The following is a 14955-nucleotide window of genomic DNA, read 5'->3' on the forward strand; positions in this document are numbered from 1 at the left end:
AAACAGACCCTCGGCTGGACCATCCCGAAACTCCGTACCCCCGAGGCCGCGGACCGCTGGACCTGGATTTTGATCGTCGCCCACACCCAGCTCCGGCTCGCCCGGCCCCTCGCCGCGGACCTCCGTCGGCCCTGGGAGAAACCCACCATCTCCGACCGGCTCACCCCGGCCCGGGTCCGCCGAGGGTTCAGGAACATCCGCGCTCACCTCGCCTGCCCAAGCCGTGTTCCCAAACCCCGAGGCGCTGGCCCAGGACGGCCACCAGGCGCCAAGAACAAACAGCGGGCACCCCGCTACGACGTCGGCAAAACCGTCAAACGCCCCGAGACCCTCAAGGCCATCGGCAGACCTGGCCGGTCCTGGTAGATAAAGAACAAGAGAGGTCGTTTTCTCCGTGAATTTGGGACATTCTTTTGTTTTGCGGCCGACGTCGGTGTGGTGCTGGCGGGAACGAGGTGACGTCAGCGATATGCGAGGTGGATGGGGTGGCAGCTGAGGGCGGAAGTGACTTATGCCTGTCTCATCCCAAGACGTCCGCACCTGCTCCGTGCTTCCAGAAGGCAGAACGCGCGCCTGGGCGCATGAGCCTGCTGGCGGTACGTCCAGTTCATGGAGGAACGCCGTGCATATCCGAGTGATCTGTCGGACGCTCGGTGGGAGTTGGTCGAGCCCGTGCTGGCGGCCTGGCGGGCCGAACGGCGCCGGCGTGTCCTGGACATCGGACGCCCGCCCGAGCATGACCTGCGCGAGATTCTGAACGCGATCCTGTATGTGGACCGCACCGGGGTGCAGTGGCGCTACCTGCCGCACGACTTTCCGCCCTGGGAACCGTCTACGGCTACTTCGCCAAGTGGCAGAAGGACGGCGTGTTCGGCCAGCTCAACGGGCTGCTGCGGGAGTTGGTGCGGCAGAAGGAAGGCCGCAGGGCCAGCCCGTCGGCCTGTGTGATCGACGCGCAGAGCGTCAAGACCTCCACGAGCGTGCCCGCCGCAAGTCAGGGCACGGATGCGGGCAAGAAGATCGTGTGCAGGAAGCGCAGCATCGTCACCGACACACTCGGACTGCTGCTGGCCGTGCTGGTCACCGCGGCCAGCGTTCCGGACTCCGCGGCCGGCACGCGCCTCCTCGGCCAGGTCGCTGCCGACCACCCGACCGTCCGCAAGGTCTGGGTCGACGGCGGCTACCGCAAGCATTTCGTCGAGCACGCAGCGACCCTTGGCATCGACCTCGAGATCACCCAACGCACCCCCGGGACAAGGGGGTTCACCCCGATACCGAAGCGGTGGGCCGTCGAGCGGACCTACGGCTGGCTGATGCTCCACCGCCGTCTGGCCCGCGACTACGAAACCCACCCGCACCGTTCCGAAGCCCTGATCCAGCTCGCTATGACCGACCTGATGGCCCGCCGCCTCACCGGCGAGAACACCATCTCCTGGCGCGACCCGGCAAACCAGAACCAAGCCAGCATCTCGGGATGAAACAACGGGAGAAAACGACCTCTTAGCCGACCAGGAGATCGAGGTTACGTCCCCGCCCCTGGTCGGGCGCGGGCGTCCGTGGCCAGGGTGTGGTCGAGAACGGCCGCGGCCAGGGGTGCGTGGACGGCGCGGGGCAGGGCGTGCCCCATGCCCGGTATCTCCACCAGCCGTGCCCCGGCGATCACTTGGGCGAGATGGTCGGGGTGCGGCGGTGGGAAGACGGGCTCGGCCGGGGCGGAGATAACCAGGGTCGGCACCTCGGTGCGCGCAAGTTCCTCGGTGCGGTCCATGCCGGAGTGGTCCGCGCGCCCGTGGGTCATGGGCGCCTCGTAGCGCCCGGCGTGCTCGATGATGCGGCCCTCCGAGGCCCGGAACTCCTCGGAGTCGAAGGGGATCTGATCGCCGTTGAGCAGCCGCCAGTGCTCCACGCGGTGGTCCAGCTCGCCCTCCAGGCCACGGTCCTCGTGGGGGTGGGACCACAGTTCGAGCACCCGTGCGTCGATGGGCGGGAGTCGGTCTACGGGAGTTCGGGAGCCGTCCGGGTGCGACAGCGGGGTGCTGCTGAGAGCGCCGGTGCCCATCACTGTCGCGCTGAGCAGCCGTTCGGGGTGATCGGCGATCAGCAGTTGGGTGAGCATGCCGCCCAGGGAGTGACCGACGATGTGCGCCCGCTCCACTTCGTACGCGTCGAGGACGGCGATCGCGTCCGAGGCGAGGTCGACGATGCGGTACGGGTGCGTGTCGAAACTCAAGCTGGAGCGGCCGGTGTCCCGGTGGTCGTAGCGGATGACGCGGTGGCGCACGGCCAACGCATCAACCAGTCCCTCCGGCCAGCCCAGCCCAGACGCCCCGGCCCCCATGATCAGCAACAGGGTGGAATCCCGGGGGTCGCCGCGCACCTCGGACCACAGCCGCACCGCCGGGTCGACCTGGACAAACCGCTGATTCATGGCACCGCTCCCCACATCCACGACTCGATGGCGAGACGAGCCGTCTCGTCATCTTGCGTCGTCATCATGATGCACACCTCCGGGGTGATGCAATACGACTCGTCTCGTCTCGTTGCTGACCGGACACTCGAAGGGGTGCCAGAAATCATCTCGATACCTTCCGAACCCCGTCGCACACGAGCCGCGTGCGGCATCCGGTCCGGCCCGGCGGCGACAAGCTATGTGCCTGGCGCAGACGAGCAAGCAATTAGTCTGCGTGACGCCCGAAGATAAAGCACAAGCTTAGGTCGGAGAAGGCATGTGAGGCACCGTGCTACATGCCTCCAGCGATATCTAGGGTCGGATGGGTGTCGATGCAGCTCAACACTCGTCTCGTTCTTTCAGACATAGCGGCCGAACTGGCTACTTGGCGGTCCAATAGCCCAGGTCATTCACGCCGGCGCCGGCCGCTCGCCGCAGCGCCTCCGGAGAACCCAGCATGCCGTGCGGCAGATAGCCGGACTGGACGCTCAACTCCCACCCGTGCACTTGGACCGCAAGGGCAGCCAGGGAGAGGGCGTCGACCGGCAGGAGAGTCCTGGGGGCGGGATCGGATCCCACGCTTGCCCGGTGCTCGATGAGCCGGGCCACGAGAGCCTGCTCAAAGGCGTGCTGGTCGTCGTCAAGGAGTACGCGCAGAAGGCAATGGTCCGCTGTCAGGGGCCCGGCTACGTCAAGTTGCCGGGCAGCCTCTGCGCGCTCGTCGGTGTCCGGCTTGCGCAGGGTCACGGCGGGCCAGTCGCGGGGCAGATGGCCGCTCGCTTCGGTCAGGTAGAGGCACAGTGCGTCCATCGCGGCAAGATCCGCCGGATCCGACGTCGAAGTCAGCTTCGAGTACGGCACCCCGTCGCGGATCGCGGGCGCATAGTCGCTTCGCAGCAGCAGACCGATCACCCGCTGCCTGTCCCACAACAGGCCGCTGACTAGGCACAGGGCGAACACGTCGAGCCACGTCTGCGCCGTGGGCGCCTGCTCGACGACGTCTTCGAATGCGATGTTCTCGCTGCTGAGCTGCTCATCGATGAGCGGGAAGAGAATCTCCTGGTCACCGTTCGGGAAGCAGCCCACGCTCAGCACCCCCAGGGAGCACTCCGCCGCGGTCCGCAGTGCCGCACGCGATGACCCCTCGAGCGCGGGGTCTGCCACGGTGCGCGCGGCGATGTAATCGAGGAGCTCGTCACGCATCTCCTGCAACTTCTCCGGGGACGGGTCGTCGTAGCGCATCCAGTGCCACCGCCGCCTGGTCCGCCAGCTGATGTCGTCGAGTGCCTGGGCTATGTGCTGTGCGCTGACCTCGTGGCGCGTCACGTCCTGCACGGTTGTCATCCTCTCGTGATCTTCTCGACCGGACGCGGCACGCTAGCGGAAACCACCGACAACTGGCTTGGCTGCGCAGCTGGTTCGGTGTCCGCCATCTCTCCCTCGGCTATGTCGGTGATACTGGCACACTAAGACCTTGACCTGCAGTGCTGCCCTGCACAGAGCGGGCAATGCCCTCGCAACCAGGGCGTAAAGGGTGGAGTCAGGCCTGCCAAAAGCGGGTGTCGCTGCCTTACGAACAATAGAGGCCGGGGCTCACAGGGGCCCGCCGCACTACATCGATTCGACGAGGGCGGCCCGCCATTCAGGCTGCGGGTCCGCTCCCAGGCTCGTCCAGTACTCCGTCCCACGGACGATCTGCCCGTCACGGACAGTCCAGAACGATGCTGCGCGGAAGACGCCAAGACTGTCGTGTGGCACTTCGACTTCGGAGACGACTTCGTCGCCCTCGGCCACCACCTTGAGCACCCGAATCGACCAGCCCTCCGGATATTCACGGTTCACCGCGACGAAGTTTTCCCGGCCGATGATGCGTTCGAGGCTGATCGGCCACTCGACTACGACATCCTCCGCGATCAACTCGGCGACGCCTGCCCAGTCCCGAGCCTGGATCCGGTCCCACAGGGTCTCAATCACCTTCGAAGATTCCATCGACGGAGCCTCCCACAGGGGTCTGACAGAAGCCCCCATGAGCTCTCCGGTGGCCTCGCCCAGCGCGAGGCCACCGCCCTCGCCCTGGTCGGCGACGCACCTCTCCTGCTGGCCGACGAACCGACCACCGGACTCGACCGCGACCTCGTGGAGCACACGGTCGACGAACTACGACGCCACATCGACGACGACGTCGACGCCGACCGGGCCCTGCTGATGATCACCCACGATTTGTCCGCCGCCGAACGCATCGCCGTCATGTAGGCGGGCCGCATCGTCGAAATCAACGACGCAGCCGCCTTGTTCGGCACCCCCGGCCCACGCACCCCAACAGCCACGGCCTCCTCCAGGCCCTCCCCGGCCGCGCCTTCACACCCATCCCCAGCATGCCCCCGGAACTCGGCGACCTGCGCGACGGCTGCGCCTTCGCGTCACGCTGCGAACGATCCACCGACGCCTGCGCCACACTGCCGAGCCTGGCCGACACCGTCGCCTGCCACCACCCGCACGTACCGGAGGACGCCCGTGCTCGAACTGCACGCCATCACCGCCGGATACGACAGAAGCACTCCAGTCGTACGGAACGCCTCCCTCACGGTCGAGTCGGGCGAAGCCGTCGGCCTGCTCGGCCCCAGCGGCTGCAGCAGTCGACCCTGGCCCGCGTCGCCGCCCTGCTCCACCGCCCAGAGTCCGGAACTCTGACCCTCGACGGCACCCGCGTACACCGCTGGCGACACCGCGCCCCACGCGAACTCCGCACCGCCATTGGCATTGTGTTCCAGCAGCCCAGACTGTCCGCGGGTCCCCGATGTGGATCGGGTCCATGTACGGCACTACGTCCGGTGACCCTGGGAGGGTTCGGCCGCTGCCGTGTCTTCACCCGACCGAGTGGCGGGCCGTCAAGGGCTGTCGCCGCTCCAGTCTCAGCGCGCCGGGCCGCCGGGGCGCGGGTCGTACAGCGTACGCAGGACGACGAGTGGGCGGTGGAGGTCGGCGTCGGCTTCGCCCTCGATGCCTCCGGACGGCGGCGCCGGCCCGTGCGCCTGCACTGTGTCCGCTCACCGGGGCGCAGTGCGCCCTGTATCAGCGGGTGGTGAGCATGCCTTCACGCAGTCGGGCAAGGGTGCGGGACAGGAGCCGGGAGACGTGCATCTGGGAGACGCCCAGGCGTTCGCCGATCTGCGCCTGGGTGAGTTCCTCGACGAACCGCATGTGGATGATCTGCCGGTCGCGCTCGTCGAGTTCCGCGATCAGCGGAGCGAGGGCGTGGAAGTCCTCCACCAGCTCCAGGTCCGTGTCCTGGGTGCCGATGAAGTCCTGCAGCGCGGCTTCGCCGTCCTCGCTGTTGTTGATCGTGGCGTCCAGGGAGGCGGAGTTGTAGCCGTTGGCCGCCAGGCGTGCCTCGCGGACCTCGTCCTGGGGCAGGCTCATCAGCTCCGACAGCTCCTTGACCGTTGGGGTGCGGCCCAGCCGGCTGCGCAGTTCTTCGGTGGCGCGGGCCAGCTGGACGCGGGCTTCCTGCAGCCGGCGCGGGACGTGCACGGCCCAGGTGGTGTCGCGGAAGAACCGCTTGATCTCGCCGACGATGTAGGGGATGGCGAAGGAGGTGAACTCCACCTCGCGGGACAGCTCGAAGCGGTCGATCGCCTTGATCAGCCCGATCATGCCGACCTGGACGATGTCCTCCATCTCCTCCGGTCCGCGGCTGCGGAACCGGCCGGCCGCGAAGCGGACCAGGGACATGTTCATCTCGATCAGCGTGTTCCGCGCGTACTGGTACTCCGGGGTGCCTTCCTCCAGCACGGACAGCTGCTGGAAGAACAACTTGGACAGTTCGCGGGCGTCCTTGGGCGCCACCCGGGACGGGTCAGTGATCTCCGGCAGCTCGGCCGTCCGGGTCTGTGCTGCCGCCATGCTCATGGGCGCCATGCTGGTCCCCTCCCAAGTCGATCCCGCCACCGCTGCCGGCCGAAGCGGCCAACGCCGCACCGCCTACCCCCTCATGCTGCACCTACTCCGCCATCAATGTCGGTCGGCCAGCGGATGCACGAGGGAATCGTCTCGACAAGTCGCTCGAGCAGGAACCGGCGGGAGGCCGCACTTTGTCACCGTAGGCGCAGGCCGCGGACCAAGGGCTGCCCGGAGCGGAGACTGCGAGCTGCCGTCCACGAGTTGACCGGACGTCGAGGATTCCCTGGCCGGTCGCCGTCGGCGCGACGTTGCCCGCGACGATTGAGGCCGTAGGCGCCATCGCCGCACGCCGTCCACTGCCGTCGTCACCCCGTGTGGCCCGCCGCTTCACGGCAGACCGGCAGGAAAAGACGGTGGGACCAGGGGAATGCTGGCTGCTACTGGGGGCGGCGTCCGGTGATGTCACCGTCCAGGTCATCGGGCAGGGCGATGCGGGCAGTGATGCGTTTGCCGACCGGCTCCCGCTGGGCCTCGAAGCCCTGGGCGACGGCCATGACGATTTCCAGGCCGTGCTGGCCGACTCTGCCCGCGTCGGCGGCCCGGGCCACTGGCAGGACGGGATCGCTGTCCCACACGACCACTTCCACCAGGTCCCCGGCGATGCGCAGTTCCATCAGGACCGGGCCGGGGGCGTACTTGCGGGCGTTGGTGACGAGCTCACTGACCACCAGCTGGGTCAGGTCCAACGCACGGGCCGACACCGGCAGGCCGTGCTCGGCCTGGACGCGGACGAGGAAGTCCACCGCGCGGTGACGTGCCTCGGCGATGCAGGATCCGTCACCGTCCAGGGCGATGGTGTCCTGTATCGGAGGAGCGCCAGGCATCACGCTGTCCTCACCATCGGGGACTGATTCCGCCGGATCCACCCTTTGCCCCGTTCACCCGCCTGCGCATACCCCGGACTCTGCCTCGCATGCCCGCGAGTTCGGTTACGCAGCGGGCCGAATGGGTGTTCACCGTAGTGTCGGGGCAGGCTGCCCGCTCACATCGTGTCGGGGCCCCGAGCCCTCATCAGCGAGCGCAGTCGAGGAACGGTGAGACCCCCACGGAGGGCCTGTCGATCGAGATCACTGCCGTCGACGACATCCGGGTGGTAAGCCTGTGCGGCGAGATCGATCACGCCGTCGCGAACGCGCTCAATGAGGCCCTGCTGTCCTATGGAAGCGTGACGCGGCCGCGGACCGTGGCGGACCTCAGCGGCATGACGTTTATGGACTCCAGCGGCATCAACGCCCTCATCGCCGCCCACCAGACCATGAGCGACGCTCAGGGGTGGCTGCGTATCGCCGGCGCCCAAGCATCGGTGCTGCGACGCCTGGAGCTCGTCGGACTGGACCAGGTCATTGGCTGCCATTCCACCGTCGAGCAGGCTCTGACCGCCTGACCTACGCCGTGCCCGGCCACGGCGCTCTACCCGGCTTCCACGTCCGGGGCGTCCTGCTGGGGTGGACGCCGCTGCACGGCCGCGTTCAGCTCCCGCCCCACCGGCTCCGGCAGCGCCTTGCCCAGCGCCCAGGCGATCACCGTCGCCGCCACCGTGCAGCTTGATGTTGGTGTGCTGGGAGACCTCACGCAGCACGTCTAATCCGGCCACCGGCGCCAGCCGGTGGATCGCGGTGAGCACCCCGATGGCCTGGTCCACCGCGCGTGGGAGGTGATCGCATGCCGCAGCTGCGCGTTCTCCTGTTCCAGGCGGGCGTCCGTGGCGTTGTCACGAGTGCCGTCGGCCAAGGACCGCGGCACGCGGGAGATCGTCATGCTGGTCTCCGTACAGGGTCAAGGCTTCCCTGTACGCCTGCCCCCTCCCGCGAGTCGCGTCACCCCCACCGCGGCGTGAAGAGCACACAGGATGAAGGGCCCCTCGCCGACTATGGGACAGCGAAGAGCCCCCAAGGGCTGTAGGCCCAACCCTTGTCTGCCGGGTGGCCACCGTGTCCTCGCTCACACCTCACAGGCCGTACAGACGCGAACGGCAGCAGGGGCGGTGCCGCAGCCGGCTCGGGGATGGCACCGCCAGCACCGCCCGACACGCAGCAAGAAAGCACGCGCCGTGGCCGACCGTGGCAGTACCCCACCGTCCGGCCACCAGGCTGCGCCGATCGGGTGGGCCGGCGGACCCGTGGCTGGTCGATCGCGCGCCTGTGGAAGAGCTTCGATCGTGACGTACCGCCGGCGCCTGCGGCCACTCTGCGTGGGACCCGGCTGAACCGACAGCCGCCCACCGGCCCGACGGTGAAGTGAACGCCGTGCGGGAACTGGGTTCAGTGCCCGCAAGAGCAGTGGAGAAACCAGGGAAATCGACCGCGTGTTCTTGCATTCGCCGGGCACGAGGAGCGACGGAGGTTGATATCTATGGTTCCCCTGCTTCTCGTTCTTCTGCTGGCTCTGATCCTCTTCGGTGCGGGTTTCGCGTTGAAGGCACTGTGGTGGATCGCCGTCATCGTGCTGGTCGTCTGGCTGCTGGGCTTCGTCATGCGCTCCGTAGACACGGGCGGCCGCAAGGGCCGCTGGTATCGCTGGTAACCCGCCAATCGTCAGCATGCCTATGGGCCCCGGGAACCATCCGGGGCTCACAGGCATGTCCACATCCAGCCATCTCCTCGGGCAGTGATTCCTAATGCGGTCTGTCAAGCCGCGGGAGCGGTGGGTGGCACGAGTTCGTAGGTCCGTCCGTCGCGGAGGAGGGCCCAGAGGACGTTGACGCGGCGGCGGGCCAGGGCGAGGACGGCCTGGATGTGGCGCTTGCCTTCGGCGCGCTTGCGTTCGTAAAACCGGCGGGACTCATCACAGTGTCGGATGCTGAACAAGGCGGAGATGTAGAAGACGCGTTGGAGTCGGCGGTTGTAGCGCCGCGGCCGGCGAAGATTGCCGCTGATTTTGCCGGAGTCGCGGGGAACAGGTGCGACGCCGCCGAAGCCGGCGAGGCGGTCTGCGGTGCCGAAGGCGGTCATGTCGCCGCCGGTCGCGGCCAGAAACTCGGCGCCGAGGATGACGCCCAGCCCCGGCATGCTGGTGACCACTTCGAAGTCTTGATGTTCGCGAAACCGGTCCTCGATCGCCTTGTCGATCTCGGCGACCTGCTGGTTGAGGGCCATCACCTCCGCCGCCAGGGTGTGCACCATCTGAGCGGTGAGTTTCTCGCCGGGCAGGCTGGTGTGCTGGCGTCCGGCAGCCTCCAGAGCTGTCTCGGCGAGCCGGTCGGCGCGCAGGACCTTGCGGTTGCGCAGCCAGCTCTCGAGCCGCTTTTTGCCTGTCCGGCGCAGAGCTGCCGGGGTCTGGTAGCCGGTCAGCAGCACGAGTGGTCCGGTGTTGGTGAGGTCCAGTGCCCGTTCGAGGCCCGGGAAGACTCCGGTCAGTTGGGCGCGGAGGCGGTTAACGGTGCGGGTGCGGTCGGCGACCAGGTCCGTGCGCCGACCGGTGAGGATCTTGAGGTCGGTGACGGATTCGTCGCTGGTGCGTAAGGGGTGCAGGTCGCAGCGGATGCGGACCTGGTCGGCGATGACGGCGGCGTCCTTGGCGTCGGTCTTGCCCTCGCCGCGGTAGCTCTCCGAGGCGCGCTGGATGGCCCGGCCAGAGATGTAGTGCACCGGCTGACCGTGGTTGGTCAGGATCGCGATGGCCAGGGCGGCTCCGCCGTCGGCCAGGTCGATGCCCCAGGTCACCTTGTTGCCCAAGGCCAGGACATCGGCGAGAAGTTCGAGCAGCTCGGGTTCGTCGTTGGCGACGCGTCGGGAGAGCAGCCTGCGGCCGCTCTCATCGATCGCGACGCAATGGTGATGGGTTTTACCTGCGTCGATGCCGGCCCATATCGCGGCCATGTGCTGCCTCCGTACGGTGTGCTGCTGGTGCCTCCCGACGGACGACCTCGCTGTCGATTCCCTACTCAGCGATCATTCGCAATTCCTAATTGGCAGCCGAGTCGTCGCGGAGCACCGGGCGGCCAATCACTGAAAGCCACAAGCGGCAGAGCCTTTTGAACCACACCCGGCACCCCTGGGTGGGTGAACCATACGAGGGCTCACCACGTCCCGCAGAACAACGTAGGGAGCCTTTTCCAACCTGCTGTTTGCACCGCTCAGTGGAGACCTTCGCGGACACGGGTGGCATCTGCGATCCGGCATCGCAGAACTGCGCCTGAGCAGTTCCCGAGTTCCTCGGTGCATCACCGCCGGACGAATCCGGCGGTGATGCACCGCTGTTCATGACCTTCTCAGTACGGTGCCATCACCAGATCGCCGATCACCCGCAACCCGACCTGGGCCGCCAGCCATGGTGCGCGTTCGGCCTCGATCTGCTTGACGTGGACGAAAACCGTGTGATCGGTCGCGGCCTCCTCCAGGTCCAGGTCGCGGACATTCATGCACAGCGTCAGGAACGCGCCCCTGGTACCACCCATACCCAGGCCGACTTCAGGGGCCTCGGGCCAGCCCGCGAAGTCCCACCGCACCGTGGCTGGGCTGTCGCCCACCGCCTTGAGGAACGGCTGTACGGTCTCCAATGGCATGGCCCAGCCCCGCAGCCGGATGGGCAGGTGTGCCGACGGATCGTCCCCCTTCTCCGACGAGCCGTCCCTGTCCCCTTCCGCCCACCATTGGGGATCCGGCAACACATCCAGCACCGCTGAAAGGATGTGCGTCGAGGAGATCCGCACCTCGAAATCGACTTCGAGGTCCCTGAGATCGGCGATACCGAGCAACCGCTCAACAATGCACAACCCCTTCGAGAGATCGTTCGTTCTCAGGATGGGTTGCGCGTAGGAGTTGGACATGGCGACCATGTTGCCACCGGGCGCTTCTCAACGTACTTCAGAAGCTGGGCACTTGGACTGACAGATGGGTGAAGCCCCTGGTAGATGGGTTTTCGACCAAGAGAACTGTCTCCACCAGAGGCTTCGCGTGCTTGTCTACTCGTCCGGCGTCGATGTGTCCAGCTCTGCCCTCCGCTTCCTCGCCGCCCGCCTGAGAGAACACCGCCGCGCTCTCGGCACCCGATGGCGGCGCCTGAGCGCGGGCCGACAGGCCCTGCTCACCCTCGCCCACCTCCGCAACGGCCACCCCTATGCCCAGCTCGCGGCCGGTTTCGGGGTCGGCACCACCACCGTCTACCGATACGTCACCGAGGCCGTCGAGCTCCTGGCCGCCCTCGCCCCCACGCTTGCCCAAGCAGTACGGGCCGCGTCCACGAAGGCGTATCTGATCCTGGACGGGACGCTGCTGCCGATCGACCGGATCGCCGCCGACCGTCCCTTCTACTCGGGCTGTGAGGATGATGCCAGTGTCGTTCCGGTCGTGGCCTGACTCGTACTCTGGCTGGCTGCTGTGCCTTGTGTTTGATCTGTCGGCCCGGCGGGAGCGACGTGTACCAGCACCGGACCGACGGGGCGTGTCCCGATAGACATCTCGGGATCTGAAGAAGTCAAGCAGCAGCTGCCGTTGATGAGGGCACGGGCGGGTTGAAGGCACGTTCTTCGTCGAAGGGAACTCGCTTTTGGAGGCAGTGGAACAGCTGTCCGAGCAGGCGGTTGAACAGGTGTCGCTGCGCTTGTGCGTGCCAGTCGCCGACGTCGCGTCGGTGACGGTAGTGGGCCTGGGCTCCAGGGGATGAACGCAGGGAGGAGAAAGCCCACAGATAGCCGGTGTGGTGGAGTCGGTTGTTCTTGACCATGCGGCGTCCCACGTAGTGTTTCTTGCCGGAGGCGCGGGTGATCGGTGCGGATCCGGCGTATGCCTTCAGTCCGCGGGCGTCGGAGAAGCGGTTGCGGTCGTCGCCGGTCTCGGCGAGAACACGTGCGGCGAGCTGGACACCAAGGCCCGGAAAGCTCAGGAGCATCTCGGCATCGGGATGCTCGTGAAAGCTGGCATCAACTGCTTCGGCAAGGTCATCACTGGCCTGGCAGGCTGCCTCGGACTGCTTGAGCAGAGCGAGAAGTTGCCTGCCGAAGGCGTTCTCGACAGCAGCGGGCTGGTGAGCGTACTCGGCCCGCAGGACCCCGCGCAGGCGGTCAGCCTCTTCCTCAACGCCACGGACGCGACCGGCGCGCTTGAGGGCGGAGAGCAGCTGGCTCAGAGACAGCCGCGAGCCTTCCGTGGGCGTTGGCGCCTTGGCCAGGATGATGCGGGCCTCCTCGCGGGCCAGCCCGCCCTGCTTGGTCAGGAAGGCATCCAGGGCAGCGGGGTAGTACTCGCGCAGCAGGGAGCGGATCTGGTTGCCGATCTGCTGGCGGTTCCAGACGGCGTCCTGCTGAGCTCGAGCCAGCACCGCGATGGCCTGGGCCTGGTCGGAGTCCGCTGGCAGCGGCCGGTGAACGGCCATGTCGGTTCGGAGGATGTTCGCCAACACAAGGGCGTCGCCTGGGTCTGACTTCTTGCGGGACACGCCGTGGCGGTCACGGTAGCGGGAGGCGGCAAGCGGGTTGATCGCGAAGACCTTGCGGCTGCCGGTCCGCAGGACTGCCACGAGCAGGCCACGGCTCGTCTCGATGGCCACAGGTATCGGCGACTCGGCACTGTCACCATGCTCGGCCAGGAGCTCCAGCAGAATCCGGTAGCCAGCCGCGTCATCGCTGATCCGCCGCTTGACCAGTAGTTCGCCGGCCTCGTCGACCAGCGCGACGTCATGATGCTTCTCTGCCCAGTCGATCCCGCAGAACACAGTCACACGTTCTCCCATCCTCGAGTTGCTTTCACAGGTCACGAGCTCATGCGGGTCACGCGGCGTCCTAATCCCAGGACTCGATCGGTCCTCCATCTCGGTAGCCGTTCGCGACACCAGCGCACCCCAGGGGCCTCTGTCTGCGCCAGAGCTCGCGGCTCGCGGAGGTGGACAGGAGGTCGCCCTGCGGAGGGCTCGCGCCACGACGACAACGAACGACATACGACGGTGGGTTTCACGGGACGTGGAGACGCCGGAACCGCGCCGCTCTCTCGTGAGGCCTCACGGCCAGGGAGATTCTCAGGCATCTGCCCGGCGCCCGCATGCCACGTGAAACCCACCACCGTGACGGCGCCGCTCTATCGGGAGGCCTCGTCAGCCAGGGGCCTTACAGGCGTCCATCACGCCAGACAGCCCAGAGGCCCAACTGCGGCCCTCTGGAACAACCTTCACAACGGATTAGGGGCCTGCCGATCGTTGTGGCGTCCTCACGATTCTGACCGCCCACGCGGCCCGGTACCGGCAACGCGACGCGCTTTCGGACCGGAAGGGGAACGGGCATGTCCAGTACGCCGCCTGCTCCGCAGACCCGTCGTCGTCGCCCTGCTGGGGAGGTGGTGTTGGGAGTGGACACGCACCGGGATGCCCATGTGGCTGCGGTGCTCTCCGTGATGGGGACGGTGCTTGCCACCGGCGAGTTCCCGGCCACTGCGGCGGGATACCGCGATCTGCTGAAGTGGGCCAGGAAGTTAGGAATCGTGAGACGGGCCGGAGTGTCTACGGGGCGTCCCTGTCCCGCTATCTGCTGGGCCAGGGCATAGACGTGTTTGACGTGAATCGGATGGACCGGGCGGATCGCCGTCGGCGCGGCAAATCGGATCCGCTTGATGCCCAGAACGCGGCGCGAGCCGTGTTGAGCGGGCGGCCCGCGCCCGGGCGAAAGCGGGCGACGGGCCGGTGCAGATCGCGAGGATGTACAAACTCACGAAGGCGTCGGCCGTCAAAGCCCGCACCCAGGCCGTCAACCAGCTCAAGTCCGTTCTCATTACTGGCGATCCCGCCTTGCGGGAAGAACTGGCCGGACTGGGCAATGCCGAACTCTTCCGTACCTGTGCGCGGTTCGCCGACGTGAGCAGTTGCGAGGAGGACGGTGAGGAGTCGGTGCTGCAGGCCACTCGGATCACGCTGGGGCTGCTGGCTCACCGGATCGGCCAGCTCTCCGAGCAGATCCGGGATGTGGACGCTCGCCTGGCCCGCCTCGTGAAATGTCATGCCCCGCAGCTGCTCGACATGGTGGGGATCGGTCCGGACACGGCCGTCGCCCTGCTGATCACGGTCGGGGACAACCCGGAACGCCTGGACAGTGAGGCGTCCTTCGCCGCCCTGTGCGGGGTCAGTCCTGTCGAGCGTTCCTCGGGACGCCGGCAGTACCGTCGCCTCAACCGCGGCGGCGACCGGCAGGCCAACGCCGCGCTCCATCGCATCGTGTTCACCCGCCTGCGGGTCGACCCGCGCACTCAGGGCTACTACGAGCGCCGGATCAAGGAGGGCAAGACCCGGCGTGAAATCGTCCGTTGCCTCAAGCGCTATGCAGCCCGGGAGGTCTTCCACCTGGTTGGACAGCTACAGCCAGGACCCCGCTCATAAGGGCTGTGTGACACCGGACATGGTCACTTCCGAGCCCCGGTTGTCCGCCGCGATCTCCGTCGCGTAAGCAGAGCGAGGCCGTCGAGGGGCAGCATTTCTAGGCGGAACCGCCGACCCGCCCGGCGCTACGGCGAAAGGGTGATCTCGCTGAGGGCTAAGGGTTCCTTGCAGAATGATCTTCTTGTGGCACGGTGGAGAGGTATGTGATCTCGTGCTGCTTGGGGGTGACCATGGCACGGCGGAAGCCG

The 14955-nt window shown here is 67.2% G+C and carries 12 protein-coding genes and 5 pseudogenes; 8 read left to right on the plus strand and 9 right to left on the minus strand.

Going from position 1 to position 14955, the window contains the following annotated elements:
- A pseudogene (locus ACFWWR_RS46325) lies at positions 1 to 366 on the plus strand (transposase); the annotation flags it as partial.
- A gap of 243 nt (positions 367 to 609) precedes the next feature.
- Positions 610 to 1478: pseudogene (locus ACFWWR_RS46330) on the plus strand (IS5 family transposase).
- Between the two features lie 44 nt (positions 1479 to 1522).
- On the opposite strand, the gene ACFWWR_RS46335 reads toward ACFWWR_RS46330, so the two are convergent.
- The 3 genes from ACFWWR_RS46335 to ACFWWR_RS46345 form a co-directional block, all read right to left on the minus strand.
- Positions 1523 to 2428, minus strand: a complete 906-nt coding sequence (locus ACFWWR_RS46335) for an alpha/beta fold hydrolase (RefSeq protein WP_384310370.1) — start codon at positions 2426 to 2428, stop codon at positions 1523 to 1525.
- A 402-nt stretch (positions 2429 to 2830) separates the two neighbouring features.
- Positions 2831 to 3784: an immunity 49 family protein gene (locus ACFWWR_RS46340; RefSeq protein ID WP_384310373.1), complete on the minus strand. Its 954-nt coding sequence runs from the start codon at positions 3782 to 3784 to the stop codon at positions 2831 to 2833.
- Positions 3785 to 4060: 276 nt separating this feature from the next.
- Positions 4061 to 4438 carry a nuclear transport factor 2 family protein gene (locus ACFWWR_RS46345; protein WP_384310397.1) on the minus strand — a complete coding sequence of 126 codons (378 nt, stop codon included), beginning with the start codon at positions 4436 to 4438 and terminating at the stop codon, positions 4061 to 4063.
- An 18-nt stretch (positions 4439 to 4456) separates the two neighbouring features.
- Between ACFWWR_RS46345 and ACFWWR_RS46350 the strand changes: the two are divergent.
- Together ACFWWR_RS46350 and ACFWWR_RS46355 are read left to right on the plus strand one after the other, a co-directional pair.
- Positions 4457 to 4953, plus strand: a pseudogene (locus ACFWWR_RS46350) (oligopeptide/dipeptide ABC transporter ATP-binding protein); the annotation flags it as partial.
- Positions 4954 to 4963: 10 nt separating this feature from the next.
- Positions 4964 to 5247: pseudogene (locus ACFWWR_RS46355) on the plus strand (ATP-binding cassette domain-containing protein); the annotation flags it as partial.
- A gap of 274 nt (positions 5248 to 5521) precedes the next feature.
- Here the strand turns inward: ACFWWR_RS46355 and ACFWWR_RS46360 are convergent.
- Complete coding sequence (locus tag ACFWWR_RS46360) at positions 5522 to 6367, minus strand: RNA polymerase sigma factor SigF (RefSeq protein WP_384310376.1); 846 nt, start codon at positions 6365 to 6367, stop codon at positions 5522 to 5524.
- A gap of 419 nt (positions 6368 to 6786) precedes the next feature.
- A complete protein-coding gene (locus tag ACFWWR_RS46365) occupies positions 6787 to 7233 on the minus strand; it encodes an ATP-binding protein (RefSeq protein ID WP_384310379.1) in 447 nt (148 codons plus the stop codon).
- 89 nt (positions 7234 to 7322) lie between these two features.
- Between ACFWWR_RS46365 and ACFWWR_RS46370 the strand changes: the two genes are divergently transcribed.
- Entirely contained in the window at positions 7323 to 7793 is a 471-nt protein-coding gene (locus ACFWWR_RS46370) for an STAS domain-containing protein (protein ID WP_384310381.1), read from the plus strand.
- 26 nt (positions 7794 to 7819) lie between these two features.
- On the opposite strand, the gene ACFWWR_RS46375 is transcribed toward ACFWWR_RS46370, so the two are convergent.
- Positions 7820 to 7945, minus strand: coding sequence for a hypothetical protein (locus tag ACFWWR_RS46375; RefSeq protein ID WP_384310384.1), 126 nt, complete (start codon positions 7943 to 7945; stop codon positions 7820 to 7822).
- An 816-nt stretch (positions 7946 to 8761) separates the two neighbouring features.
- Between ACFWWR_RS46375 and ACFWWR_RS46380 the strand changes: the two genes are divergently transcribed.
- The gene (locus ACFWWR_RS46380) at positions 8762 to 8932 is read left to right on the plus strand and encodes a hydrophobic protein (RefSeq protein ID WP_351368756.1); all 171 of its coding nucleotides are present in this window, start codon (positions 8762 to 8764) and stop codon (positions 8930 to 8932) included.
- A gap of 104 nt (positions 8933 to 9036) precedes the next feature.
- Here the strand turns inward: ACFWWR_RS46380 and ACFWWR_RS46385 are convergent, their stop codons facing one another.
- Both ACFWWR_RS46385 and ACFWWR_RS46390 read right to left on the minus strand, forming a co-directional pair.
- Positions 9037 to 10227 carry an IS110 family transposase gene (locus ACFWWR_RS46385; protein ID WP_384310386.1) on the minus strand — a complete coding sequence of 397 codons (1191 nt, stop codon included), beginning with the start codon at positions 10225 to 10227 and terminating at the stop codon, positions 9037 to 9039.
- 392 nt (positions 10228 to 10619) lie between these two features.
- The gene (locus ACFWWR_RS46390) at positions 10620 to 11177 is read right to left on the minus strand and encodes a hypothetical protein (protein ID WP_384310389.1); all 558 of its coding nucleotides are present in this window, start codon (positions 11175 to 11177) and stop codon (positions 10620 to 10622) included.
- Between the two features lie 127 nt (positions 11178 to 11304).
- Between ACFWWR_RS46390 and ACFWWR_RS46395 the strand changes: the two are divergent.
- Positions 11305 to 11667, plus strand: a pseudogene (locus ACFWWR_RS46395) (transposase family protein); the annotation flags it as partial.
- A 157-nt stretch (positions 11668 to 11824) separates the two neighbouring features.
- Here the strand turns inward: ACFWWR_RS46395 and ACFWWR_RS46400 are convergent.
- Positions 11825 to 13078: an IS110 family transposase gene (locus ACFWWR_RS46400; protein ID WP_384310392.1), complete on the minus strand. Its 1254-nt coding sequence runs from the start codon at positions 13076 to 13078 to the stop codon at positions 11825 to 11827.
- A 954-nt stretch (positions 13079 to 14032) separates the two neighbouring features.
- On the opposite strand from ACFWWR_RS46400, the gene ACFWWR_RS46405 reads away from it, so the two are divergent.
- A complete protein-coding gene (locus ACFWWR_RS46405) occupies positions 14033 to 14707 on the plus strand; it encodes a transposase (RefSeq protein ID WP_384310394.1) in 675 nt (224 codons plus the stop codon).
- Positions 14708 to 14955 lie beyond the last annotated feature (248 nt).

It is taken from the genome of Streptomyces sp. NPDC058678 (genome assembly GCF_042714835.1).
Classification (GTDB): domain Bacteria; phylum Actinomycetota; class Actinomycetes; order Streptomycetales; family Streptomycetaceae; genus Streptomyces.